Genomic DNA, 24,240 nt, shown 5'->3' with positions numbered 1-24,240 from the left:
AATCCGATATTGACGCCGCAATAGATCGGCGTCGTAATATCCGCGAATTCTTCGCTACGAACGGAAAGACCGTCATGCGTCCTGCGCGAACGATAAGCCTTACACAGGCGATAGGCATAATACGCCATTGACGCGCGTCGCGTTTCAAACCCGCGAATCCTAGCCGCAATTCTTCAAGCATGAGAACGAAACAAGATCGAAGTTGTCTCGTGGCCGAGGAGCCGCGCGGGTTTATCAATTTGACCCTGCCCCTGATTGCAGAGGAAGATGCGCTCATTGGTTTCGCTTGTCGCTGAGTAGGAGTACGACATGAAGTTTCGCACCGCAGATCTTGCTTTTCACCCGTCACTTCGTGATTGGATGGCTCGCCATTTTGGAGAGTTCTGCGCCGCGACCGATGTGCTGATGATGTTGACAGTGGTCTATATCGGGCACCGATACTCCGACGACCTAGAGGCACGCCACATGCAAGTCGTGCGGAAGATCAGGCGAATTGCCGCAAGCGCACAGCGCCCGCAACGCGTTCCGACTTTCAAAGAGTTTCTGTCGCTGGCGGATGCGTACGATCGTAGCTTCTTTTTAAATACCAACCTGCGACGGGCAAAGCTCGTCCAGACGAAAGTGTCCAGCAAGCTGGTTGAAGAGATCACCATGCATGAGAAGGCCGCGGCGACGCTGGTCATAGAAAGGCGACACGCCGCATAGGGCGCGCGTCGTTCACCGGAGCCTAGATCAAACTGAATTTTAAACGGAGCGCTGCCTTGTCGCAGATCGAGAACCCATGCGCATTTTTCGGCGCCTCGAAGATTTTGCCAGCCTCCATTCAATGCCCGAAATCTTGTCTGCAAAAGGAGACAACAATGCGTGACCCCGTCAGTTCCCTGTTCCAGTACCACGGCCCGAGCGAATTGGGCGACGATTTTCTGTTCGGTGATGAAGATGACGCTGCGGACTACCACCTGCTGCAGCAGTCATCGTCGGCACCACACTGCAGCTTCCGATACAGCGCCAGACTGACTGGCCTCCGTTCATACCGCCGCTCAACTTGAGAGGCAACGAGGATCGCGCCATGCAAGCTCCAGAACAGTCACCTCTCCGAAAGGCACAGATCGTGCACTTGAAGCCCAAGCGCCTACGACCCCTGGAAAGCACAGAACCCTATCTCGTCCCGGCTAAGCGCATGCTCGCGGAAACGGCGTTCGACTACCCTTGCCGGTACTCATCGACGCAGCGGGGAGACCAAAGAAATAGGTTGCAATGGCTATCGGAATTCCACGTGACAGTGAGCTCGAGGTGGGTTTGGGAGCCGAGCAAGAAGACGTTTCTTTCCGCACTCAACTTGGAGAAGAAGAAGCTTGAGAAGTTGGCCACTTGGCAAGCGACGCTGACATCCGATCTGGTTGAAAAGCTCATTCTGGCCGTGAATATGCAACTGCCTAGTCGCATCGCGCGGCTCACTTTCTACCCAGCCCCGCTCAGTCCACCGGGGAAGCGTTCCGGCTGATACTCGCAGCTCGATAGATACATCCATCACAGCTCGTAACCGCCGCGTCGCCCGCGCGATCGACGATCTGTGCCCTGCGGAAAGTTCTCGCACGTGATCGACGTGCGAGCCAACCAAAACAGGACAGCGCTTGCGCGCCTCCCCCAGAAACTTGAATCCAGAAAGGACTCGACAATGACCCGCATCAGTACATCCAACGACGATTTTGGCGCCTATTTTGACAACGGACTTGCACCGGTGCCACGCTACGCTTCGTCGCACAGTGGGCCGCCGGCGAGTTCACCCGCAGAATGGCGCACAATAATCACAGACGTGATGAAATCCCTCGACGGTTCGTCGACTGTGAAAGCCGTTCATTCGGCGGTCCTTAAACAGGTGTCCCAAATCAACGCGAAGCGCAGGCCCTATTGCAAGATGCGTGCACCGAGCCGTGCCACGGTCACACGCTTTGCTCTCGAAATTCGGCGTCAGCAAGCCGACGTTCCCGCAAAACGCAGGGCGGCATCCGGTTTCACAGACAGCGGCGCCCAGTAGGGTTCATTCGTACTCGTGCAGTTTGAACGTTTCCAGCCACGGTAGATGGCACCTTGTCGAAAGGAATTCCTGTGACTCATCATGTTGCTGTCGATCCGGCTGCCAGCCGCGAGACCCTTGGAAACAGCGGCGTGTACCGGCGAATTACGGAAGCTTGCTGGCGCCTTCAATCCAGAATCGAGGAATCCGACACGAAACTGGCCCTCGCTCGAAAGCTTTTTCACCAGGCTGTCGCCCAGCACGTCGAGGCCCAACCACGACCATATGTCATAAGCTCGTTCCGCCAGCTTCAATGGTCGGCGATCGCGGCCGGCTGTTTCGACCAAATCCCCTCGGAAACGACGTTTCGCCGCGAGGTGAGAAAAGACCCAGAGAGCTACTTCCGCCGCCTGAAAAGTAATGCGCATCTTCGCGGGAGAGCCGACATCGTAACTTTTCTCGACACAGCGATAGAAAAGCTGCCCGGCGGGCGCATGCGCGTTCGTCCAGATTTTCGCTGGCCGCCTGCCGGCTAGCTCCCAGCCCTTCCCTTGATCCATTGCAGAACGTCGGGCCCGCCGGCGACTGCAGAACTGCGCCCGAAAAGGAAAACACCATGACGACCCCGACCGACATTCCGTTTGAATGGACCCCACTCCCCGCGCTTACACCAGAGCAAAAAGCGGGCCTCCGCACCTGGCAGCGATTTCGCCTGTTCATCGAGAGCGATCCAGTGACCGGCGAGGTCATCAGTATGCGCAGCGAGCGGGTCGAGTTCGAGGAACACCACAAACGAGCAGTTAGACGTCCAGCACCCGATGGAAACGGCAGCACTGGCCCGAAAAGGAACGAGCCATGAAAAGCCCAATCAACAATCACGCTCTTACTCCAGATCCTGAAACGTTGCCTGGCGCAACCGAGGAAAAGTCGGCTTCGGACGGCTTCATCTACCATTCGTACATCAGACGCGACGCCGTCACCGGCGAGGTGCTCGGCTTACTGTTCGAGGTAATCCATCCCGAAGACTAGCGGACCGCAAACGCTGTGGCCGGTCGGCACTTGACCGGCCGCGGCCCAGCCCAAGGCCAGATCGTTGCGTACCAGTGGAGTAGAGAATGCTTGAACGTCGCGTGCTCGAATACCTAACCCAGAAAAAGCGCGGCACCGCCCGCGCGGTGCCTGAGGACTTCCGGTTTGCTCAACCCGACCGTCCGACGGCCGGTCGTCTGATTATTCCGGGCGTCACCCCGCCTGGTGATCCAGGCCTGACCTTTGAAGAGGCCGGTGATCGGGCGGATGTCGCTTGGGAGCCGCCACACCCCTCGACGGCCAGCCGGAAAATCTCGATGAAATCCATCTCTTCCGTTCGTGGCCATGTCGTGGACATCGCTCGCAATCGGTTGCTGACCTTCGAGAGCATCTTGGAATACCTGATGGCCAACATCTTGATGGCTGACAAAAGGCTCGTCCTGATCGAGGACCAGCCTCCGGAGCTATGCTTCGACCTCGATGGAGAGCACCAGCACACACTCGATTTTCGCACAACCGACCACCGGCGCACCAAGATTGGCTACGCGGTCAAGCCCGCCGACCAGTTGGAGCGGGATCAGACGATGGCCAAGATCAGGGCCCTGAACTCGGCTCACGCTCCGGGCTACGCTCACAAATTCATTGTTTGCACCGACTTGGAGATCACGCGGGAACGCGGATGGAACGCCGTGGACATCAACGAGGCCCGCACACTCCGCTCCGAGAAAAATTGCGACCGCGTGCTCGAGGCCCTTCTCTGCATGGATGGTCCAATCGAAATCTGGCAACTCCAGGAGAAGCTGGGCGACGATGCCGACGTCTGGAACGCCGTCATGTGCCTGTACTTCGACCGCTTGATCCAGATCGAGGAGCCACTCCGACGCTTCACCGACGCCTCCGTCATTCTTCCAATCGTCCGACACTGAGGAAAGACACGATGAACGTGCACATGGAAGCCACCCAATATGAAATCGGGCCGTTCGATCGTGTCATCTACGATGGCGTCGAAGTCGTGGTGAAGCTGGATTCACCAGCCGGGAAAGCCTTTGAACGTATCGACGGCAATGGAAATGTTGAGGTTCTCACCAACGCCCAGATCCATGAAGCCTTGCGCATCGACAAGCTGGTGGTTGAGCGCGAGCACTACAATCGCAAACGTCTCACTCGCGAAGGCGAAGCTGAGTACCTCCAGAATCTTCCGGAAAAAGAACGTCTGAAGATTGGTCACAAGCTTGTTTGGGCCACTTTGCTACGTCGAAAACGCGAAGAACTTGGCGGCATCCCTCATGAGATGCGCCGCATCATCATGCGCCAGATGCGCGACGAATATCTGGCCGACTATCAGGCCATGCGCCGACTGGCCCACTTCGACCCAAAAAAGAAGCTGACGTACGAGAGCGACGAGGAACCGACACTCAAGGTCCCGAGCTACGAAAGCGTCAGCGCCTGGTCTCTGGCGCTCGAACGTGCTGGCGGAGACGCGCGTGTTCTGCGGGATCGTCGTGGAAGTGGCAAAAATCGCACCTTCACCCCAGAGGAACTCCATCTTCAGGGCCGTTACGTCTGGCGATACCTGTCTACGACCGAACCCCGTCCCGCGTACCTGTTCAAGCTTATGAAGGCAGTAGAGCGGCGCCTCAATCGGGGCCGTTCGAAGGAAGAAAGGCTTAAGCTCGGCTGCCGCAGCACGTTTTACAATCGGCTGGACGCCCTCCCCGATTTCGCCAAGTGCGCTGGCCGCCTCGGCGATGCGAAGGCTTTGGCGAGGTACACAATCGTAGTCGGGAAAGACCGCGGACATCCGATGGATCAGATCGAGGGCGACGAGTGCCGTCTCAACCTGGTTGCGATGCTGAAGGGTGCGAACGTCTTTCACGCCCTTACAAAGGAAGAACAACAGGCGTTTGCAGAGGCGGCGCAGCGGTTTTGGTTCTCTGCCGTCGTCGATCACTCGACTACGAGCTTCCTCTCGTTCCGGCTCCACACGAGAAACCCGAGTATCGACACCGCTCGTGCAACCTTCGAATTGGCTACGCGTGACAAGACGCAGATCGCGCTCAATGCAGGCTGCAAATCGGATTGGAAACAGTGTGGCGGTTTCAAGCGCGTGCGCCTTGACGCGGCGTCTTGGTATAACAGCACGGCAGTCGTCACCACGCTCACAGATGGAGGCGCCGCGAAGTTCGTACCGCCATCGAAACAACCATGGCTGCGGGGAACGATGGAGCGCCTTTTTGGCACGCTCGGCGCACTCACGCTTTCACACTTCTCCGGACAAACCTTCTCGAATGTTGTCGTCCGGGGTGATCGAGATCCAAAAAAGGGCGCCTCGGTCGATCCAGACATGCTGGAGAAGGTGCTTCTGCGGGCAATTGTCGACATTTTCCATCACCAGCCGAACACCGGCAAATTGGGCGGCATGACGCCGAACCAAGCGTGGATGATCGGTGCTCGCATTCAACCTCCACCGGCCCCGCCGCCAGCATGGCAACGCCGCGCGACCTACGGAGTGAACATGAAGCGTACCATCACACGGGAAGGCATTGAATTCCTCGGCTTCTTTTTTCAGTCGGAGAAAATCCAGGAGATGCGGCGCAACAAGACCGGCGTCGAAGTCCACATCCGGGTGGATCTCCAAGACGTGTCTGAAATCACGGTGTTCGACGGCGAAGTGAGCTATCGCGTCCCCTGTCGATTGCCACAACTGCGGGGCCTCTCGTACTGGGAGGCCGCAGCGCTGCTTCAGGAACTACGCGCAATCGATACCGAATACACCAACCGGACGCTCGAGCAGGTCGATGCTGCGCGCGAGTACATCGATCGCCAGGCCGATCTCGGCCGTCTCAAATACAGCGTCGCTACTCCGATTGTCACCGAGGAGCATCTTGAACGTCTCGAAAAGCGGATTGTCCGAGCAATTCGGATCGTGGATGAGACCGAGTACACCCACGAAGTGAGCACACAAGATTGGAGCGGGACGCCCTTCTCTGACGAGGTGTTCGGCTTTTCGGACGAAGCAGAGGGTGATGACCTGGATAACGGCAAGATGCAGACCGCCAAAGCCGTCGCCGAAAAATACGCGACGCCCGCCAAGAAGACGAAAAAGCGGAAGTCTCACCCGGTTGAAGCAACTGAGCCTGGTGCCGAGCAACCAGACGGCCCCGAAAACTCGGACAAGATCTACTCCGCCCGCTACTTCGACGAACACTGATAGATTGGATCCAGCATGACCGATAAGAACGTAGAACGGCGCCGGGAAGCCGACAAACGGCTGTTCGCGAGCATGACGGCCGACGACGAAAGGGTTTCCTTGCGAATGGCGGAAATTCGCGGGATGAACTGCACGACGCCGCGCGATGATCAACTGCGCGCGCACATCAAAGCCATGAAACGGAGCCTGCGCACCGGCGACAAACAGCACAAGATTCTTTTCGTCACGGGCGAATCGAATGCTGGAAAATCGCGACTCGTGCAAAACGCGTTGGCGGCGGACCCGGCCTTCGCTGTGTATGAGGACGACGAAGGCAAAGGACGCCCCTTGCTCTTCGATGACGCTGCATCGCCATGCACTCAGCGGAATTTTGCGATCCGTTTTCTGAGGAAACTTGGTTTCCCCGTCAGGAGCAACATTCAAAAGACGGTAGCTTGGCCTGAAATGGTGAACCAGCTTTGTGCCCATCGGGTTCGCTTCCTCGTCATCGATGAGGCACAGCGGACGATGAAGATCAACGACGATCAGGAGCTGCAAGAATTTTCGGACAACCTGATCACCCTGGTCGATTCAAAGGACTGGCCCATTCGCCTGATCCTGATCGGAGTCGAGCCGCTCGACATGCTCCGGAAGCGGGATACTCAAATGCTAAACCGATCCAAGCGTATCAAGCTGCTTCCGATTCCCGCACAGAAGTCCGCACGTGTCGTCTTGTGGCTGAAGGAAGTTATTGTCGACCACGCCGGTCTCTACAGCGTCGATCTCGATTTCGAAGATCTCGCCCAGCGCCTCATCCATGCTTGCCACGGTAATGCCGGTTCCATCATCGAACTGATCAGGGGCGCCGTCGAGGTCGCGCTTTGGGATGACCGGTCGGGAGTTCGATGCGAAGATTTTGCACAGGCCTACGTCGATCGTACCTCCTGCTTGCCGCACGACAACATCTTCGAAATGAAGAAGTGGGACAACATCCCAGGCGGAGCAGCGAAGCTTCACGACACAGGGGCGGAACGAGGGAATGTAGAAGGCGACATCGCAACGATCAAACCGCTGAAGAAAGGGGAACGGCCACGATGAACAGGCTTTCCCTAACTGTGCCGTTCCACCCGCAAGAGACCATTCCTAGCTTCTGCTCAAGATTGGCGGTCGCAAACGGAATTTCGAGCGTAATGGAATTCTGTTGGTTGTTGGACCTCAACCATATGCGGATCATCAACGGGGACGTTGAGGAGACGGAAAAGCTCCTGCAACTCGCGGGAGTCGCCGATCTAGCAGGGCGACGCCTGACAAAAACCGGGGTGTTTTACGATATCAATGGCGAAACGCTAGCGCGCAGTTCAGTCGTTAGGGGTCGCCTGCGCTATTGTCCCGAGTGCATTCGCGAGGATATCGACATCCAAAAGGGGCGACCGGAGACGCGACCATATGGTCGTCTCGAATGGTGCATGACATCCATTCGCACCTGCCCTAAGCACGAAAGACTCTTGTATACAGCGGATGGGGAAGGCACGGTAAAAAGTTTTGACTTTGCTCCGATGATGATCGCCGAGATGGCCCGTCTGAGAGATCATCGTCATCCCCAACTGCAACCGCAATCAGACTTTGAGCTTTTTTTCGCGCGCTCGTTAAGGGGGAGTAGAGAGAAACTGGGCTGGCTTGACGATATGCCGCTCTACGCGGTCGGCCGCGTCTGCGAATGGATTGGGGCGACTCTTCTCTTCGGAAAAACTTATTTGGTTGAAGAATTGTCTGAGGCCGACTTGGCTCTCGCCAGTCAGGCCGGGTTCGACGTCGTTCGCACTGGCCAGTCTGGCTTTGAAACCTTCCTGAGATCGATGCACGTAGATTTCTGGGTGAAGAAAACTCATACAGGGGGCCGCGCGCTATACGGGCGCTTGTATGAGCGGCTGGCTTACGAGAGCAATGATCCCGCTTACTCAGACATCCGGACGATCATGTACAACGTGGCGCTTGACTCATTGCCCATTGGCCCAGGCGACAGAATGTTCGGTCCTGTCAAAGAACGTAGAAACCACTCCATCCATTCGGCTGCCCAAGAATTTCGGATCCATCCGAAGACCTTGCGGAAGCTTCTGAAGAACTCACAGCACGTCTTCGGCGACTTAGAGCCTACGGACGAAAGAATCGTGCTTCCGGCAAACGAGATGCTGGCGCTCGTTGACCGGTTAAGGGGCAACCTGTCCACCGCCAACGCTGCCGAATACATTGGAGCTAGTCGAACATTGTGGAGTACCTTGGTTCTAAGTGGCCACGTCAACAGTTCTCTGGGCGCGCACGATGACGCAATGTATCCGCTGTATCGCACATCGGATTTGGATAGCTTCGTCGATAAGATCAAGGCTTTCGCGACCGAGGATTATGATCCGTCGTCGGCAGTAACCTCCCTCGCGAATGCCATCAAACGTGCCAACTGCAAATTCTCAGAAGTCCTTGACTTGCTGCTCGGCGGAAAACTGAAATCGGTATCCGTAGATCCGACGAAACCCGGTCTTAGAGGTTTGATGTTGGATCACCGGGAGATCTCCCGCCACACTCGCACGACCGAATCCGATGGCCTCTCCGTGCGCCAAGCCGCCGCCATGTTGATCACCCAGGATCAAGTTTTGAGAAACCTTATCAAGAGCGGGCGGCTCGAAATCAGGAACGAGCGTACTTCAGAAAAGACACGCACCTACCGAAGGATCACCAGTTTGTCGCTGCGCGAATTTATCCAGAACTACGTCTCAATTGACAGACTCGCTGCGAATTTGAATCGAACCGTTGTCCATCTAAGACGTGAACTTACTGAGCGAGGAATCTACCCGGCTATCACGTACGAGGAGGTTGGAGCAACGTTTTACAGGCGAAGCGATTTATAACCTTTAGTTGCATTTTGGTGACCCGGTTTAGGCCGGGTTTTTTTGTGCCTTTAAACTGGCAGCACGGCTAAACTTGAGTGGATGGGGAGCGGACTCGGATGGAACGGGATAAGATTTGTTGGACAACGCGAGAGAAAGACCAATGAAATCAACGATATTCAGGTGTTTCGGTGCGGTGTTTCAATGGACGCGACAATGATTTTCGAAGGTCCGCAGGAAACTGCGGGCCTTTTGTCGTCTGTACTACTCTATTCGCGTCAACACATCTTTTATGCACCTTTAACGTGTATTTGGTTAGTAGCGAAAAATCACAAATACGACCACTATCCGACGCACGTTTAGGGGGCGGAAATGATAATGATGAGTTGTAGGGATGGGAACGGAGATCGTTGGACTTTTTACCAGCAAGCCGATGGTTGGCATTGGAAACGATTTGCCCCAAACGGGCGGATCATTGGACAGTCTCATCAGGGATATGCTGATCGCTATGCATGCATTCAAAACGCGCGGCGAAACGGTCTGAAAAACGACCCGTCTTAGTGTAAGTCTAAAAATGGAAGGCATTCACGGATCTTTATCTCCCCTCGGTGGGAAGAAAGCAATTTCAACATCTTAGCTTTAGTTAAGTGTTAGAAATTGCAAGGGGTAGGCATGGGGCAAAAGAACAAGCCCCTCACCAACAAAATCTAACACTTAGCTGAAGCTAAGATGTTGATTTTGTGTCCTCTCCCGCAAGGGGAGAGGTAACGCGCCTCAGTCGCCGCTATTCTTGAGTTCCGAAAGTATCGTCAGGCAGACTCCATCCAGATTCCGGACGATCTCCTCGTTCCAGAAACGTAGAACTCGAAACCCTTGCCCATTCAAGAACGCATCACGAGCCAGATCGCGGGTATTCTCCGCATGTTGGAACCCATCCACCTCAATGACCAGCCGAGCGTCGAAGCAGACAAAATCAAGAATGTAACCGTCAAGCGGCACCTGTCGCTTGAATTTGAACCCTTCAAGCTGACTGTTGCGAAGCGCCTGCCACAACAGGTTCTCCGCCAGCGTCGCATCCACCCGCATGGATTTGACAAAATGACGGTGCTGGCCAGGAACCTTCCGATGCATGCGGCTTTTCCGAAGAGTTGAAACGGTGCGGCAAATTTATCTCCCCTCGGCGGGGGAGAAAGCAATTTCAGCTCTTAGCTTCAGCTAAGTGCTAGAAATTGCAAGGGGGTAGGCATGGACGCAAGGAGCAATCTCCGCACCCGGACCCCACTCCTTGCCAAGACGAGGATGATTTAGCGGGTGAGGTCCGGCATCCCCACCTCCCTCCCCGTATAAAACGACGAAAAATCAAAATCCTAGACATAGCCTAAGTGTTAGATTTTGTTCGTGAGGGGATCTCAACCACACACGAAAATCCCCGCTTTGAAAATCCATCCTACAATACCCCTCGTCCCGCCACGGATACACTGCCAGCCGTGGCAGCGAGGCGGGGCCGGCGCCGGGTTTGGGGGAAGGACGGAAGTCCCCACAGCCGGGGTCCAGGCGAAATTTCCCCTCCGCAGGCTGTTGCTGCTGCGGGCGTGCGATGCACAGAGGGTCCACTGCATGTCGCCAGAAAGTGTAGAGCGGTTTCTGGATAACGACATGCACATGAGCGGGCCGTAGTGGAAAAAGTGCGTGGGCATAAACCGCCGAACGGGGCGCTGGCGAGAGCCACTTTCCCACACCCAAACGCGGTTCTTTCGAGCGCCCCGTCCATGTTCTTTGAAAACCACGGGCAAACCTGCCGCGTGAATGCACAGTCGCGCCCGAACCGGAACGCGCTCAGACCGCCGGCGGCCGTTGGTCGTTGATCTCGATCCAGTAAAGATCGGGATCCTGCACATAGACCTGCCGAAAGCCCAGGCGATGCAGACCGATCTTGCCGGGATTGCCGGGCCAGTCGGTGAAGGTGACGCCCAGCTTGGTCAGATGCGCGACGAAGGCATCGAAATCGGCGGTGGAAACAGCAACATGCGTGTCCTTGGTCACATGCGTCGCGCCGAAATCACCCTGGATCAAATGAACAGCGTCGCCGCCGCCGATATCCAGCCATTGCACGCCGGGGCTGCCCTCGCGCGGGATCGGCACGAAACCCATGACGTCCCGGTAGAACGCGACGCTGCGCGCGACATCGCGCACAAGCAGCGCATAGTGATCGAGACCGAACCTGAAACCCATGATGTCCTCCCCTGACGCCCGGCTTTAGAAAATTGAAAGCGAATGCTGTTCTTACCGGCCGGAGAAGGGATCGGCCAGCGCCGCGTCGGGCCGGCTGATCGGATATTTGGTGCCGGAAATGCTGGCGGCGAGCCGCTTTGCCCCTTGCGCCTTCAACAATGCCCGAAAACTCGGATGCATGCCACCGTCGGAATAGGCGGTCATCGCGGAACTGGACTGGATCGACGATGTCAGCGCGGTATCGAGCTTTCGCTCCTCCGCCTCGACCTGCGCCATCGCCTGCGGCTCGAGCTGCGTGCTGATATCAGGACATGCCGCCAGCGGATCGGCCGGCTCGCCGCCCTCGAATTCGCGGTTGAAGACATAACGGCCGCCGCAGACCGACACCTTCGGCTGGCGATGCGTCAGGTTGAAGGCGTCATGGCCTTCCTTCAGCGTCCGCCAGAACGACATGTTCGGATCGCCGCGATGCTCGGCCATATTCTCAGCCGTCATGCGGAACGGATAGGCCTGGACCTGGAAACGGTCCTGGCCGCTCGAAAGAGCCTTGGCGACAACAGCATAGATTTCGCCGACGCCCTGATCGGTCATGGCGTAGCAACCCGACGACGAACAGGCGCCATGCACCATTAGCGCCTCGCCGGTATAGCCGAGCGCCGATTCCAGCTTGTTGGGATAGCCGAGGTTGAAAGAGACGTAGAACTGCGAGTTCGGGTTCAGCATGCCCTTCGAGACATGGTAGAAACCCTCCGGCGCATGCCGGTCGCCGACCTTCGTCTTCGGCCCCAGTTCGCCTGACCAGCGACAGATCGGATAGGTCTTCAACAGCGCATACTGGCCTGATTTGTTGACCTTCCAGACTTCCAGCTCGCTCTCCTGCTTGAAAATGCGCACCAGAACCGGGCTCTCCGGCTTCATGCCCTTCTTCGACATTTCGGCGATCATCTTGCCCGACAGCTTCGGCGGCTCTTCCGACAGGTCGTCCAGCCCCATGCAGCCCGACAGCGCCACGCCGACGGCGAGCACGGCGGCAGCCCGCGCCAGCATGCGGCGGGCCGACAGGATGCGCATCGTGGCGCGACCAGAAGGAAGGAATGAAACCATGAAAGCGTCTATCGCGTGAAATCGTGCCAAAGTTTTGTCAAACGGTTCAAATCGGAACATGATTCGAGTAGCCGGCCGCAGAATCGTCAATCGCGGTTAGCGTCCGGTTAATCACGGACCCATCCAGACCAGATCCGGCCTGCGCGAGCCTTACTGTCGCACCACGATCCGTGCCTTGGCCGGCACCCGCTGATAGAGATCGATGACATCCTGGTTCATCAGCCGCACGCAGCCGGACGACACCGCCTTGCCAATCGACTGCCATTCCGGATTGCCATGCAGGCGGTAGAGCGTATCCTCGCCGTTCTGGAAGATATAGAGCGCCCGGGCGCCGAGCGGATTCTTCAGGCCCGGCTCCATGCCGCCGTTCTCGATCGAATATTTGGCAAGGCTCGGCTGGCGTGCCACCATTTCGTTCGGCGGCTTCCAGCGCGGCCAGGCCTGGCGCCAGTGGATGACGCCGTCGCCCTGCCAGGAAAAACCCTCGCGGCCGATGCCGACACCGTAGCGCATCGCAGTCCCGCCGGGCTCGACGACATAGAGGAACCGCGCCGGCGTATCGACGATCACCGTGCCGGGCGCCTCGCCCGTCGGGTCGATGACACGCTGGCGATAAAATTGCGGGTCGATCTTCTGATACGGGATCGGCGGGATCAGGAAGCCGCCATCCTCGACCGGTCCATACATGACCTGCAATTCGGCGTCCGACGGCGGCCCGATCGGCCGGCTGATCCGCACCGGCGTCGGCGTCGGGCGTCCCTGCATCGATGTGCTGCATCCGGCAAGCGCGCCTGCCGCAAGCAAGCCAAGAAAGCCGCGGCGGGGAAAACTGGAGTCAATCGTCATACGTTCTGGCAATCCGCGTTAAAATATCAATCGCCTCTCCACGGACAGAGCGGCTGCAATGTCCACTTGAAGCCAAACGGAATGCCAGCCGCGCCCGTCCCCGGGAATCGGAAGCGTGCTAGTCTTATGACGGGAATTGCAACGGTTTCCAACGTCTCCCCGGCCACAGTCGTCACGATCACGGTCACCATATCGTGAGTGAGCCGTGTGAAATGAGCGCAGGCCGCAAGATATCGTTTCTATGTGGTGACGAGGCCGGTGGCTTCAGCGACCATCAGCGTGTCGACGAATTCGGTGATGTCGTCGATCTTTCCATCCTTGATGGTGAAGATGTCGATATATTCCGTTTCCAGGTCCCTGCCCGTCGGATTGTGGCGGATCACACCGGACCGATGGGCAATGACCGTATCGCCATCCACATAGAGCCGTTTTGTCGTCATCCTGCTCATGTCCCAGTGGTCGATCAGCGCCCCGACGGCGACCTCCAGGTCCGCCGGTCCGGAAATGCGCGGGGCAGCCACGGCCATCTTGCCGCTGCCGACCATGCTGAATGTAATCTCAGGCCCGGCAAAGGACATGACACCGTACTTGTCGTTACCACCACGCGCTTCATAGAAACTGTTGACGATGCCTTCGAGTGTTTTCCTGTCTGTCATGCGCCCCTCCCTCCGGTTGCAGGAAGTTTGCCCGTATTTCAGGAGTGTCGCAAGTGCCACGGTTGCGGATCGCGGCAGAACATCGCTGAGATTGCCGCCTCCGTGCTGGTCGCGCCGTTCGATAAGATTTGACTTAAATACCGGCGCCGGATTTCACCGACGGGAAATTTCGGCGAGATAAAACAAGGCGATCGCTATTTTCAAAGGAGCGCCCTTCAAGGGTAGATCGCCATGACCCTGGTCGTTACCATGTCAGCCAATACGGCGGCGTATGCGGCACAAGCCGTAAAGCCTTCCGCACGCGTGAGTGGCGATGGCCCGTCAGAAGAAGCGATTACGTTGCTTGCCGCCCGTCCAAAGGACGAGGCAGCCCATATCCACGCCTCCGTTGCCGCCCTGCGCAGCCCGACTTCCCTGTCGCTGATGCTGATGAATTCGCAGGGACGCCTGCCCCAGGGCACGCCCTACGAGGCTGTTCGCCGCTACCGGGAATTCGAGTTGGACGAGCCGGAGGCCGCCGACGACGAGGAGGAGGCGAGCACGCTGGATGGCGGGGTCGAGGCGCTCGATTCTCCCGATTGGGTGGCCCGCGTCCCGTCGAGAGATCGTGATTGAGCGACTGAACGGCGGCATCACGGATGCCGCCGTTCCCTTGCATTCAATGCCACATCGTTCAGTTGTGCGACATCTTGCCGGCAGCATTGCCGACGGGCAGCACGAGTTCGACCTTGCCGGCCTTCTCGAACGTGAGTGTCACCGGAACAGTGTCGCCTTCGGCAAACGGCCTCGTCACGTCCATGAACATCAGGTGCAGCCCCCCACTTCTGAGTTCGACGGTCTGCCCCGCCGGGACCGCGATCCCGTCCTCCAGCTTGCGCATCTTCATCACGTCGTTCTGCATGGTCATCTCGTGCAATTCGACGCGGCCCGCAGCCGGGCTTTCGGCGGACAGCAGGACATCATCCTCGCTGCCCTCGTTCTTGACGGTAAAGCCGCCGCCGCCGACCTTGGCGCCCGGCAGCATCGCCTTGATCGAGCCACCGGAAATCTCGAGCGAACCGGCCTTCACCGGGGCATCCCCCATTCCCGACATTCCGGCCATCGCCGCCATGTCATGATGGTCATGACCATCCGCCTCGGCCGGCGTCACGGTAATCGTCGGTGCCGGATGTTCCAGCGAATGCGCGCTCTGGCCGGCAGTCACGATCTGATCCCAGACCACCTTGTCGGAGGCACCGCAAAGCTGGGTGACGGGAAAGGCGAGTTGCGTTTCCTTCTCGAAACCCGAAATTTTCCCGGTGATCACGAATGTGTCATAATAGTCGTCCGAAAGTTCTCCGCCTTTCCAGCGGATTTCCAGTGGGCCGGAAGTAACCGTCTTGCCGTGATTGTCGTAGCTCTTCTGATAATCGCCCTTGATGATCTCGATCTCCCAGCCGGCCTTCGGCTGCGGCTTGGCGAAAACGAAGCCTTCCGGCAGCTTCACCTGAACCTCGTTGGTCGCCTTGCCGTCGCAGCCATGTGGAATCTGCAGGATCGCCTTGAAATTGCTTTCGGATGCGACCGTGTCCTGCTCGAAGGACGCGTGCGCATAGGCTGCCGCCGTACCGGCGAGCGAGAAAGCAACGGCAAGAAGGATGGTTTTGGTCTGTATCATGGATCATCTCCGAACCGGCTCCCCATGTTCGGGAATGCCGGCCAAATGCCGCGTCAGGCGGCTGAATGGTCTGAAAAAAAGTGGAAGTCGCCGGCACGGCGGGGATCAGGCCAGGAGTGGCGGTGCGCGCGATTGCGGCAGCGCATGCGGATGCTCGACCAGAACAGCCGTAAAATCGGGCCTCGCCGCAATCTCGAAAATGCGTCGAATGACGAGGCAAACCTCATCCGGTGGCGACGGCAGGAGAATGGCGGATGCCAGCCGGCAATAGTCGCAGACCGGCGCCACGCCATCCTTTGACGGCCCATGCTGTGCGCCATCGACGCCTTCCGTGCCGAAGCAGATGTCACCGATCGATCCGTCCGGCAGCACATATTGTGACGCGATGTCCGGCGTGATCTGCCGGGCAATGACGGGCTGATGGGCAAACGACAGGAGCAACAATGCCAGCGCCGAAAGCACCCGCACCGCCATCCCCATCTGCTGCCCGGCTCTCGCCATCCGTGATCTCCGTATCAAGGATTGCGTTACCTGCTTGTCGCTGAAAAAGCAAAGGACGAGATGTCGCAAGCCCACGCCTCAAACCAGCCACGACAGAAATCTGTTCGGGCGCGACATTTTGCGCTTGCCAATGCGCCGGGATCGCCGTTATCTGAAATCGATCTTGTTGGGAGAATCCGGTTTCGACCGGTGCCGAAGGAGCAACCGCCCCGGAAACTCTCAGGCCCATGGACCAGCAAGGTGCCGGTAGGACTCTGGAGAGAAGCATTTCCGCTCGCCGAAGGGATAACAATCTCAGGCAAAGGGACAGAGGGGGCTCGAGGAAACGACGCATGAATTGCGCGTTGAAATGAGCCGGCGCGTTGCGCCAGACCTGGAGGCCGGATTTGGACGATCATTCCCCTTTGAAGCAGACCCCGCTGCACGCGTTGCATCTGTCGCTTGGCGCCCGCATGGTGCCGTTTGCCGGTTATGACATGCCGGTGCAATATCCCGCCGGCGTGATGAAGGAGCACCTGCACACCCGCGCCGCCGCCGGCCTTTTCGATGTCTCCCATATGGGCCAGATCATCGTGAAGCCGAAGTCCGGCCGGATCGAAGATGCGGCGCTGGCGCTTGAGACGCTGGTGCCCGTCGATGTGCTCGGCCTCGGCGAAGGCCGTCAGCGCTACGGGCTCTTCACCAACGAATCGGGTGGCGTTCTCGACGACCTGATGATCGCCAATCGCGGCGATCATCTCTTCCTCGTCGTCAATGCATCCTGCAAGGACGCCGATTTCGCGCATCTGCAAAAACATCTCGGCGAGACCTGTGACCTGACGCTGCTCGAAGACCGGGCGTTGATCGCGCTGCAGGGGCCGCATGCGGTCACCGTGCTGGCCGAACTTTGGGCCGATATCGCCACCATGCGTTTCATGGACGTGGCCGAGGCCGAGTTGCACGATGTGCCCTGCATCATTTCGCGCTCGGGCTATACCGGTGAAGACGGGTTTGAAATCTCCATTCCGGCCGCCGCCGCGGAAGACGTCACGCGTCGGATTCTCGAACATCCCGATGTCATGCCGATCGGTCTTGGCGCGCGCGACTCGCTGCGTCTGGAAGCCGGCCTGTGTCTCTACGGAAACGACATCGATACCACAACGACGCCAGTGGAGGCTGCCCTCGAATGGGCGATGCAGAAGGCCCGCCGGACCGGTGGTGCCCGCCAGGGCGGTTTCCCCGGCGCCGACATCATCCTGCGCCAGCTTGCCGACAAAGCCAGCCGCCGTCGCGTCGGCCTGAAGCCCGGGGGCAAGGCGCCGGTGCGCGCCGGCGCTGCCCTTTTTGCCGATGCGGATGGACTGAAGCCTGTGGGCACGGTCACTTCCGGCGGCTTCGGTCCGAGCGCCGATCATCCCGTCGCCATGGGCACTGTCGATACCGCCCATACGGCCAATGGCACGCAACTCTTTGCGGAAGTGCGCGGAAAATATCTGCCGATTACAGTCGCCGCCCTCCCCTTCATCACACCGACCTACAAACGCTGATCAGGAGCTGAACCCGATGCTGAAATTTACCGACGAACATGAATGGCTGAAAATCGAAGGCGATGTGGCGACTGTCGGCATCACCGCCCATGCCGCCGAACAGCTTGGCGATCTCGTCTTCGTAGAACTGCCGGAAGCCGGCACCGTGCTCGACAAGGGCGCGACCGCCGCGACAGTCGAATCCGTCAAGGCCGCCTCCGATGTCTATTGTCCGCTGGACGGAGAAATCGTCGAAAGCAACCAGGCGATCGTCGATGATCCGTCGCTGGTCAACAGCGACCCGCAAGGCGCCGGCTGGTTCTTCAAGCTGAAACTCTCGGATCCCTCCGCCGTCAACGCGCTCTTGGACGAGGCCGCCTACAAGGAGTTGATCGCCTGATGAGCATGCCGAAGGACTTCACCTTTACCGATTACAAGCCGTACGACTTCGCCAATCGGCGGCATATCGGTCCCTCACCCGACGAGATGGCTGATATGCTCAAGGTCATCGGCTACAGCAGTCTCGACGCCATGATCGACGACACCGTTCCGCCGTCGATCCGCCAGAAGGAAGCACTTGCCTGGGGGGCGGCCATGACCGAGCGCGAAGCGCTCGACAAGATGCGCGAGACCGCCAACCGCAACAAGAAGCTCGTCTCGCTCATCGGCCAAGGCTATTATGGCACGATCACGCCGCCGGTCATCCAGCGCAACATTCTGGAAAACCCCGCCTGGTACACGGCGTACACTCCCTACCAGCCGGAAATCAGCCAGGGCCGGCTCGAGGCCCTGCTCAACTACCAGACGATGGTCTGCGACCTGACCGGGCTCGACGTCGCCAATGCCTCGCTGCTCGACGAAGCAACCGCCGCCGCCGAAGCGATGGCGATGGCGGAGCGTGTTTCGAAGTCCAAGGCAAAGGCCTTCTTCGTCGATGAAAACTGCCATCCGCAAACCATTGCCCTGTTGCAGACCCGTGCCGAACCGCTGGGCTGGTCGATCGTCATCGGCAATCCCTTCACCGATCTCGATCCTGTCGATGTCTTCGGGGCAATCTTCCAGTATCCGGGCACCTACGGCCATGTTCACGACTTCAGCGGCCTGATCGCCCGGCTGCACCAGACCGGCGCAATCGCCACGATGGCGGCCGACCCGCTGGCGCTGGCACTGTTGAAATCGCCCGGCGAAATGGGCGCCGACATCGCCATCGGCTGCACCCAGCGCTTCGGCGTTCCCGTCGGTTACGGTGGCCCGCATGCCGCCTATATGGCAGTCAAGGATGCCTACAAGCGCTCCATGCCCGGCCGTCTCGTCGGCGTGTCCGTCGATGCCCGTGGCAACCGCGCCTACCGCCTGTCTCTACAGACCCGCGAACAGCATATCCGCCGCGAGAAGGCGACGTCGAACATCTGCACCGCGCAGGTGCTTTTGGCCGTCATGGCGTCGATGTATGCCGTCTTCCACGGACCGAAGGGCATCAAGGCGATCGCCCAGAGCGTCCACCAGAAGGCCGTGCTTCTGGCTCTCGGGCTGGAAAAGCTCGGATACAAGGTCGAGCCGGACGTCTTCTTCGACACGATCACCGTCGATGTCGGCAAGCTGCAGGGCATTATCCTGAAGACGGCTGTTGCCGAAGAGGTCAACCTGCGCCGGATCGGCACGACCAAGATCGGCATCAGCCTCGACGAACGTTCGCGTCCGGTGACGCTGGAAGCCGTCTGGCGCGCCTTCGGCGGCGATTTCAGCGTGGAAGATTTCGCGACGGATTATCGCTTGCCGAAAGCCCTGCTGCGTACCAGCGAATACCTGACGCATCCGATCTTCCACATGAATCGCGCGGAAAGCGAAATGACCCGCTATATCCGCCGGCTGTCGGACCGCGACCTCGCACTCGACCGCTCGATGATCCCGCTCGGCTCCTGCACGATGAAGCTGAACGCCACGGCGGAAATGCTGCCGATCACCTGGCCCGAATTCTCGGAAATCCATCCCTTCGTGCCGGCCGATCAGGCCGAAGGCTATCGCCACATGATCACCGATCTCAGCCAGAAGCTCTGCCAGATCACCGGTTATGACGCGGTCTCGATGCAGCCGAACTCCGGCGCGCAGGGCGAATATGCGGGGCTTCTCACGATCCGCGCCTATCATCTTGCCAATGGCGACGATCATCGCGATGTCTGCCTGATCCCGACCTCGGCGCACGGCACCAACCCGGCATCGGCCCAGATGGCCGGCATGAAGGTGGTCGTCGTCAAGGTTTCGGACGACGGCGATATCGACATGGACGATTTCCGCGCCAAGGCGGAGCAATACGGCGGCAACCTCTCCTGCTGCATGATCACTTATCCCTCCACACATGGCGTGTTCGAGGAAAACGTCCGCGAGGTCTGCGAGATCGTCCACCGGCATGGCGGGCAGGTCTATGTCGACGGCGCCAACATGAACGCCATGGTCGGCCTTGCCCGCCCCGGCGATATCGGTGGCGATGTCAGCCACCTCAACCTGCACAAGACGTTCTGCATTCCGCACGGCGGCGGCGGTCCGGGCATGGGGCCGATCGGCGTCAAGGCGCATCTCGCTCCTTACCTTCCCGGCCACCCCGAAACAGACGGTGGCGAAGGTGCCGTCTCGGCTGCGCCGTTCGGGTCTGCCTCCATCCTGCCGATCTCCTGGAGCTACTGCCTGATGATGGGTGGCGAAGGCTTGACGCAGGCGACCAAGGTGGCGATCCTCAACGCCAACTATATCGCCGCCCGTCTAAAGGGCGCCTATGCCGTGCTCTACAAGTCGGCCAAGGGCCGCGTCGCGCATGAATGCATCATCGATACGCGTCCGCTGGTCGATAGCGCCGGCGTCACCGTCGACGACGTCGCCAAGCGGTTGATCGATTGCGGCTTCCACGCCCCGACCATGAGTTGGCCGGTCGCCGGCACGCTGATGATCGAACCGACGGAATCGGAAACCAAGGCCGAGCTCGACCGCTTCTGCGATGCCATGCTGGCCATCCGTGCCGAAGCGCAGGCGATCGAGGACGGCAAGATGGACCGGGTGAACAACCCGTTGAAGAACGCCCCGCACACGGTCGAGGATTTGGTCGGCGAATGGGATCGCCCCTATACCCGCGAGCAGGCCTGCTACCCGCCGGGCGCTTTCCGCGTCGACAAATACTGGTCGCCGGTCAACCGCGTCGACAATGTCTTCGGCGACCGCAACCTTGTCTGCACCTGCCCGCCGCTGGAGGACTACGCCGAGGCGGCCGAGTAACGGACACAGAAAGGGGCGCTCCGGGCGCCCCTTTCTCATTCCGGCACGCGAATATCAGACGTGCCTCGGCTCGTAGGGATGAACTGAGACATCGAGCCAGAAACGCGCGAAACCCTCGGCGAATTTCCTGTAGCCGCTGACCGAGGACGGTTTCAGCGTGTAGGCATTGGCACCGGAGGCATAGGATGTATAGACATCGGACGGGTTCATCGATGACGTCAGCATGATCACCGGAAGCACCGCCGTCCTGATGTCGGTGCGGATTCGCCGCAGCAGGTCGATGCCGTTCATCCCCGGCATATTGATATCCAGAATCACGTAATCGAACGTCTCGCCCGACAGACGGGCTGTAGCGATATCCGAATCCGTGACATGGGTGATTTCCAGGCTTCCTCCGACATCGGCGAAGGCACGCATCACAAAATGCGCGTCAATCAGATCGTCATCAACGACGAGAAGTTTCTTTACCTGGTTGCCCAATCGCCTCTGGCTTTCTGATGGATCAAGTCATTTCCGGAAGGGTCAGGATGAAACGTGCACCCTGCGAGAATGTCGTGTCAAGCGCGATGGAGCCATTGTGGCTCTCGGCAATCCGTTTTGCCAGCGCAAGCCCGATTCCGGTACCCTGATAAACGGCTTCGTCGCGATGAAGCCGCTGAAAGACATCGAAAATCTTCTTCGCAAACCGGGGATCGACGCCGATTCCATTGTCCTGGAAATAGATCCGAACCTGGCCGTCTTCCTTCTCGCTGTAAATGCGGATGACCGGCTTGACACCCTCCTTGCGATACTTGATGGCGTTGCCGATCAAGTTCTGGCACAGGCGCTTCAACAGCTCCGGATCGCCCTTCACCTGCGGCAGGGAATCAAACTCGAAACGGGCGCCCGCTTCGCGAACAAAGGTTCCGAGGATGAGGATCGCGTCCGAGATCACGTCCGCCATCGAGACCGTCTGCCAGTTGCCGATCTGATCAGCGATCTGGGCATAGTCGAGCAGGCTGTCAATCAATTGGTCCATTCGTCGCGCGCTCTGGCGCAGATGCCGGGTGTAGGTCGGCAGTTCAACGAGATTACCGCTCGCCACATCCTCGCTGATCATTTCGGAGAACATCGATATGTGGCGTAGGGGCGCTTTCAGGTCATGGGAGACCGTTCCCGTGAATTGATTGAGTGCTTCGTTTTTCCGCAGCAACTCGGCGCTCTGTTGCGCGATGCGGGCCTGCTGCCGCTTCAATTCGGTAATGTCGCGACCGACGGTAATATATTCGACCAGCTTGTCGCCATCAAAAACCGCCATGTTCGACCAGAAAATCCAGAAATCGGTTCCATCGGCCAAAGTCCGCTTTTGCTCACGCGAAAGGATGGGCGTATCCGGCGTCAGGTTGCCGAGCACGTTTACCACCCTTTCCCGATCCCGTTCGGGAACAAAATCCAGAAATGTTTTTCCGATCAGTTCACCGGCGGAAAGCCCGGCGAATGCGGCATAGCGGTCGTTGACGAAGGTAAATCGGAGATCCCTCGAAATGCGGGTGATGAAATCGGGGATATTCTGGACCAGCGTGTAATATTCCAGCCTCTGCCGGTCGCGCGCCAGTTCGGCTTCCTTCAGTTCGGTCACGTCGATGCGCAAGGCGACAGTATTGCCGTCTTCGGTCCGGAGATTTTCGACCCGCAGCCAGCGTCCGTCGCCATAGGGAAAAACCGATGCCTTGCCGCTCGGATGGCGAAAGTCATACATTCGGCCTTCAAGCCATTCAGCCGCTTCCGACGAGCCGACCGGCGCCAGCGGATAGCCGCCGGATTCATAGACGGCCGTGACGATCTCCTGCGCGGTCATCCCGACCCGTAAGGTAGCGCCGACCGGACCGCAGACCTTGCGATAGGCATCGTTATAGACGAGCAACGCTTCATTGCTGTCGAAAATGGCAAAACCTTCCGGGATCGCCTGCAGCGCCATGTTGAGGATATCGCCAGCCTTGCGACGCTCCTCGTCGAGATAGAGGTAATTGGAAATGTCGTGCACAACCGCGATGAAGCCCCGCATGGTCCCATCTTCGTCGGCCACCTCAGTCACCCGCAAACGTGCGGAAAACGTCGAGCCATCCTTGCGGCGATAGCGATAGACGCCGTCGGAAAAATCTTCGCCGGCGATTTTGCCGGAATCGCGGCTCAGGCAGGCATTGTAATCCTCATCCGCCGCATAAAGCTGACGCGCCGGGCAATTGCGAAACTCATCCGGGGCATAGCCGAATTGTTTCGATGCGGCCGGATTGGCCGCAAGGATTATCCTGTCGGCGTCGACGATGACAACAGGATCGGGAAAACTGTCGTAGAGTGCCTGGATGAAATGTTTCTGGGAAATCGGCATCGCGGTCCAAGCTTTCGCCAAGAATATCAGCAGCGCATAAAAACAGAAAAAAAGACCGGCGGGAACCGGTCTCCTTTCCAAATTCATCTCTCACCAGTCGGTTATACTGTCTGAATCTTAGCCGGCACGAACCACCGCATCGCCCTTGGCGGCCAGCGCTGCCAGATCAGCCGGCTTCAATTCGACGGATTCGCCGCAGCCGCAGGCCGATGTCTGGTTGGGATTGTTGAAGGTGAAGCCGGAGCGCAACGTTGTCACCTCGAAGTCCATGCGCGTTCCAAGGAGATAGAGGACTGCTTCGGGAGCGACCCAGACCTTGGCGCCCTCATGCTCGACCAGGTCGTCCTTCGGATTGGCCGATGTCACCATGTCGATGGCATATTCCATGCCGGCGCAGCCGCCCTTCTTGATCGACACGCGAATACCCTGGGCATCCCCACCGGCATTTTCGACGATCGCCTTGACGCGACCTGCGGCCGCTTCGCTCAAACTCATGACTGCAAAGCCCATCGGCCATTCTCCTTGTCGCGATCAGGTTCAAGGCCTGATGCTGTCCGAGTCCCGAATGTAATGTGCGCCGGTTAAGGGATCAATATACGATCAGTACCAGCCGACGGCGACCTGTGCCTCTTCCGACATGCGATCCGGCGTCCACGGCGGATCAAACGTCATCGACACTTCGACGCCCGAAATGCCTTCGACAGCGCCGACGGCGTTCTCGACCCAGCCCGGCATTTCGCCAGCAACCGGGCAACCGGGGGCCGTCAGCGTCATGGCGATCTTGACCATTCGATCATCTTCGATGTCGATCTTGTAGATCAGGCCGAGTTCGAAAATGTCGGCCGGGATTTCCGGATCATAGACCGTCTTCAGCGCGGCGATGACATCGTCGCTCAGGCGGGCCAGCTCATCGGCCGGAATGGCGGAATGAACGAGGCCTTCGCGGACATCGATCTTGTCTTCGGTCGTATCGAGGCTCATCGGCTTCTATC

At 58.6% G+C, this 24,240-nt stretch carries 24 protein-coding genes and 1 riboswitch; of the genes, 12 read left to right on the top strand and 12 right to left on the bottom strand.

Annotated elements, in window-relative coordinates; all coding sequences use genetic code 11:
- Positions 1–309: 309 nt before the first annotated feature.
- The gene (locus ACST81_RS12945; RefSeq protein WP_438748230.1) at positions 310–705 is read left to right on the top strand and encodes a hypothetical protein; all 396 of its coding nucleotides are present in this window, start codon (positions 310–312) and stop codon (positions 703–705) included.
- A 56-nt stretch (positions 706–761) separates the two neighbouring features.
- Entirely contained in the window at positions 762–1,049 is a 288-nt protein-coding gene (locus ACST81_RS12940) for a hypothetical protein (RefSeq protein WP_438748228.1), read from the top strand.
- 922 nt (positions 1,050–1,971) lie between these two features.
- Here ACST81_RS12940 and ACST81_RS12935 read toward each other — a convergent pair.
- Entirely contained in the window at positions 1,972–2,577 is a 606-nt protein-coding gene (locus tag ACST81_RS12935; protein ID WP_438748226.1) for a hypothetical protein, read from the bottom strand.
- A 56-nt stretch (positions 2,578–2,633) separates the two neighbouring features.
- On the opposite strand from ACST81_RS12935, the gene ACST81_RS12930 reads away from it, so the two are divergent.
- The 6 genes from ACST81_RS12930 to ACST81_RS12905 all read left to right on the top strand — a co-directional run bounded on the left by ACST81_RS12930 (position 2,634) and on the right by ACST81_RS12905 (position 9,136).
- A complete protein-coding gene (locus ACST81_RS12930; RefSeq protein ID WP_438748224.1) occupies positions 2,634–2,876 on the top strand; it encodes a hypothetical protein in 243 nt (80 codons plus the stop codon).
- Positions 2,873–3,046 carry a hypothetical protein gene (locus ACST81_RS12925; RefSeq protein WP_438748223.1) on the top strand — a complete coding sequence of 58 codons (174 nt, stop codon included), beginning with the start codon at positions 2,873–2,875 and terminating at the stop codon, positions 3,044–3,046. Before ACST81_RS12930 ends, ACST81_RS12925 begins: the two co-directional genes overlap by 4 nt.
- Positions 3,047–3,132: 86 nt before the next feature.
- Positions 3,133–3,972, top strand: coding sequence for a hypothetical protein (locus ACST81_RS12920; protein ID WP_438748221.1), 840 nt, complete (start codon positions 3,133–3,135; stop codon positions 3,970–3,972).
- Between the two features lie 11 nt (positions 3,973–3,983).
- Entirely contained in the window at positions 3,984–6,257 is a 2,274-nt protein-coding gene (locus ACST81_RS12915; protein ID WP_438748219.1) for a Mu transposase C-terminal domain-containing protein, read from the top strand.
- Between the two features lie 15 nt (positions 6,258–6,272).
- Complete coding sequence (locus ACST81_RS12910) at positions 6,273–7,334, top strand: ATP-binding protein (protein WP_438748216.1); 1,062 nt, start codon at positions 6,273–6,275, stop codon at positions 7,332–7,334.
- Positions 7,331–9,136, top strand: coding sequence for a TniQ family protein (locus ACST81_RS12905; RefSeq protein WP_438748214.1), 1,806 nt, complete (start codon positions 7,331–7,333; stop codon positions 9,134–9,136). The genes ACST81_RS12910 and ACST81_RS12905 overlap by 4 nt, the downstream gene beginning before the upstream one ends.
- 753 nt (positions 9,137–9,889) lie before the next feature.
- Here ACST81_RS12905 and ACST81_RS12900 read toward each other — a convergent pair.
- The 5 genes from ACST81_RS12900 to ACST81_RS12880 all read right to left on the bottom strand — a co-directional run bounded on the left by ACST81_RS12900 (position 9,890) and on the right by ACST81_RS12880 (position 13,953).
- The gene (locus ACST81_RS12900) at positions 9,890–10,246 is read right to left on the bottom strand and encodes an endonuclease domain-containing protein (protein ID WP_438748212.1); all 357 of its coding nucleotides are present in this window, start codon (positions 10,244–10,246) and stop codon (positions 9,890–9,892) included.
- A gap of 705 nt (positions 10,247–10,951) precedes the next feature.
- On the bottom strand, positions 10,952–11,347 hold the full coding sequence (locus ACST81_RS12895) for a VOC family protein (RefSeq protein WP_438748210.1): 396 nt from the start codon (positions 11,345–11,347) through the stop codon (positions 10,952–10,954).
- 51 nt (positions 11,348–11,398) lie between these two features.
- The gene (locus tag ACST81_RS12890; RefSeq protein WP_438753547.1) at positions 11,399–12,394 is read right to left on the bottom strand and encodes a hypothetical protein; all 996 of its coding nucleotides are present in this window, start codon (positions 12,392–12,394) and stop codon (positions 11,399–11,401) included.
- Between the two features lie 207 nt (positions 12,395–12,601).
- Entirely contained in the window at positions 12,602–13,297 is a 696-nt protein-coding gene (locus tag ACST81_RS12885; protein ID WP_438748207.1) for a L,D-transpeptidase, read from the bottom strand.
- A 239-nt stretch (positions 13,298–13,536) separates the two neighbouring features.
- On the bottom strand, positions 13,537–13,953 hold the full coding sequence (locus ACST81_RS12880; protein ID WP_438748205.1) for a nuclear transport factor 2 family protein: 417 nt from the start codon (positions 13,951–13,953) through the stop codon (positions 13,537–13,539).
- A gap of 231 nt (positions 13,954–14,184) precedes the next feature.
- On the opposite strand from ACST81_RS12880, the gene ACST81_RS12875 reads away from it, so the two are divergent.
- Entirely contained in the window at positions 14,185–14,568 is a 384-nt protein-coding gene (locus ACST81_RS12875) for a hypothetical protein (RefSeq protein ID WP_438748203.1), read from the top strand.
- A 58-nt stretch (positions 14,569–14,626) separates the two neighbouring features.
- Here ACST81_RS12875 and ACST81_RS12870 read toward each other — a convergent pair whose 3' ends face one another.
- Positions 14,627–15,610, bottom strand: coding sequence for a DUF1775 domain-containing protein (locus tag ACST81_RS12870; protein ID WP_438748202.1), 984 nt, complete (start codon positions 15,608–15,610; stop codon positions 14,627–14,629).
- A gap of 105 nt (positions 15,611–15,715) precedes the next feature.
- Entirely contained in the window at positions 15,716–16,111 is a 396-nt protein-coding gene (locus ACST81_RS12865; protein ID WP_438748199.1) for a DUF2946 family protein, read from the bottom strand.
- A gap of 157 nt (positions 16,112–16,268) precedes the next feature.
- Positions 16,269–16,356, top strand: a riboswitch (glycine riboswitch).
- Positions 16,357–16,497: 141 nt separating this feature from the next.
- On the opposite strand from ACST81_RS12865, the gene gcvT reads away from it, so the two are divergent.
- From gcvT to gcvP, 3 genes are read left to right on the top strand one after another with little or no spacing between them, the layout of a single operon-like run.
- On the top strand, positions 16,498–17,637 hold the full coding sequence (gene gcvT / locus ACST81_RS12860; RefSeq protein WP_438748197.1) for a glycine cleavage system aminomethyltransferase GcvT: 1,140 nt from the start codon (positions 16,498–16,500) through the stop codon (positions 17,635–17,637).
- A 16-nt stretch (positions 17,638–17,653) separates the two neighbouring features.
- The gene (gene gcvH, locus ACST81_RS12855; protein WP_438748195.1) at positions 17,654–18,016 is read left to right on the top strand and encodes a glycine cleavage system protein GcvH; all 363 of its coding nucleotides are present in this window, start codon (positions 17,654–17,656) and stop codon (positions 18,014–18,016) included.
- The gene (gene gcvP, locus ACST81_RS12850; RefSeq protein ID WP_438748194.1) at positions 18,016–20,880 is read left to right on the top strand and encodes an aminomethyl-transferring glycine dehydrogenase; all 2,865 of its coding nucleotides are present in this window, start codon (positions 18,016–18,018) and stop codon (positions 20,878–20,880) included. The genes gcvH and gcvP overlap by 1 nt, the downstream gene beginning before the upstream one ends.
- Before the next feature lie 54 nt (positions 20,881–20,934).
- On the opposite strand, the gene ACST81_RS12845 is transcribed toward gcvP, so the two are convergent.
- The 4 genes from ACST81_RS12845 to ACST81_RS12830 form a co-directional block, all read right to left on the bottom strand.
- Complete coding sequence (locus ACST81_RS12845) at positions 20,935–21,360, bottom strand: response regulator (RefSeq protein ID WP_438748192.1); 426 nt, start codon at positions 21,358–21,360, stop codon at positions 20,935–20,937.
- Between the two features lie 22 nt (positions 21,361–21,382).
- Positions 21,383–23,248, bottom strand: a complete 1,866-nt coding sequence (locus tag ACST81_RS12840) for a PAS domain S-box protein (protein ID WP_438748190.1) — start codon at positions 23,246–23,248, stop codon at positions 21,383–21,385.
- 117 nt (positions 23,249–23,365) lie between these two features.
- Positions 23,366–23,758, bottom strand: coding sequence for a Fe-S cluster assembly scaffold SufA (sufA, locus tag ACST81_RS12835; RefSeq protein WP_438748188.1), 393 nt, complete (start codon positions 23,756–23,758; stop codon positions 23,366–23,368).
- Positions 23,759–23,848: 90 nt separating this feature from the next.
- The gene (locus tag ACST81_RS12830; protein WP_438748187.1) at positions 23,849–24,229 is read right to left on the bottom strand and encodes an SUF system Fe-S cluster assembly protein; all 381 of its coding nucleotides are present in this window, start codon (positions 24,227–24,229) and stop codon (positions 23,849–23,851) included.
- Positions 24,230–24,240: the final 11 nt, after the last annotated feature.

It is taken from the genome of Pararhizobium sp. O133, from assembly GCF_051669845.1.
Lineage (GTDB): Bacteria > Pseudomonadota > Alphaproteobacteria > Rhizobiales > Rhizobiaceae > Pararhizobium.
Note: the sequence above shows the minus strand (reverse complement) of the source record. Positions and strands in the feature narration are given on the sequence as shown.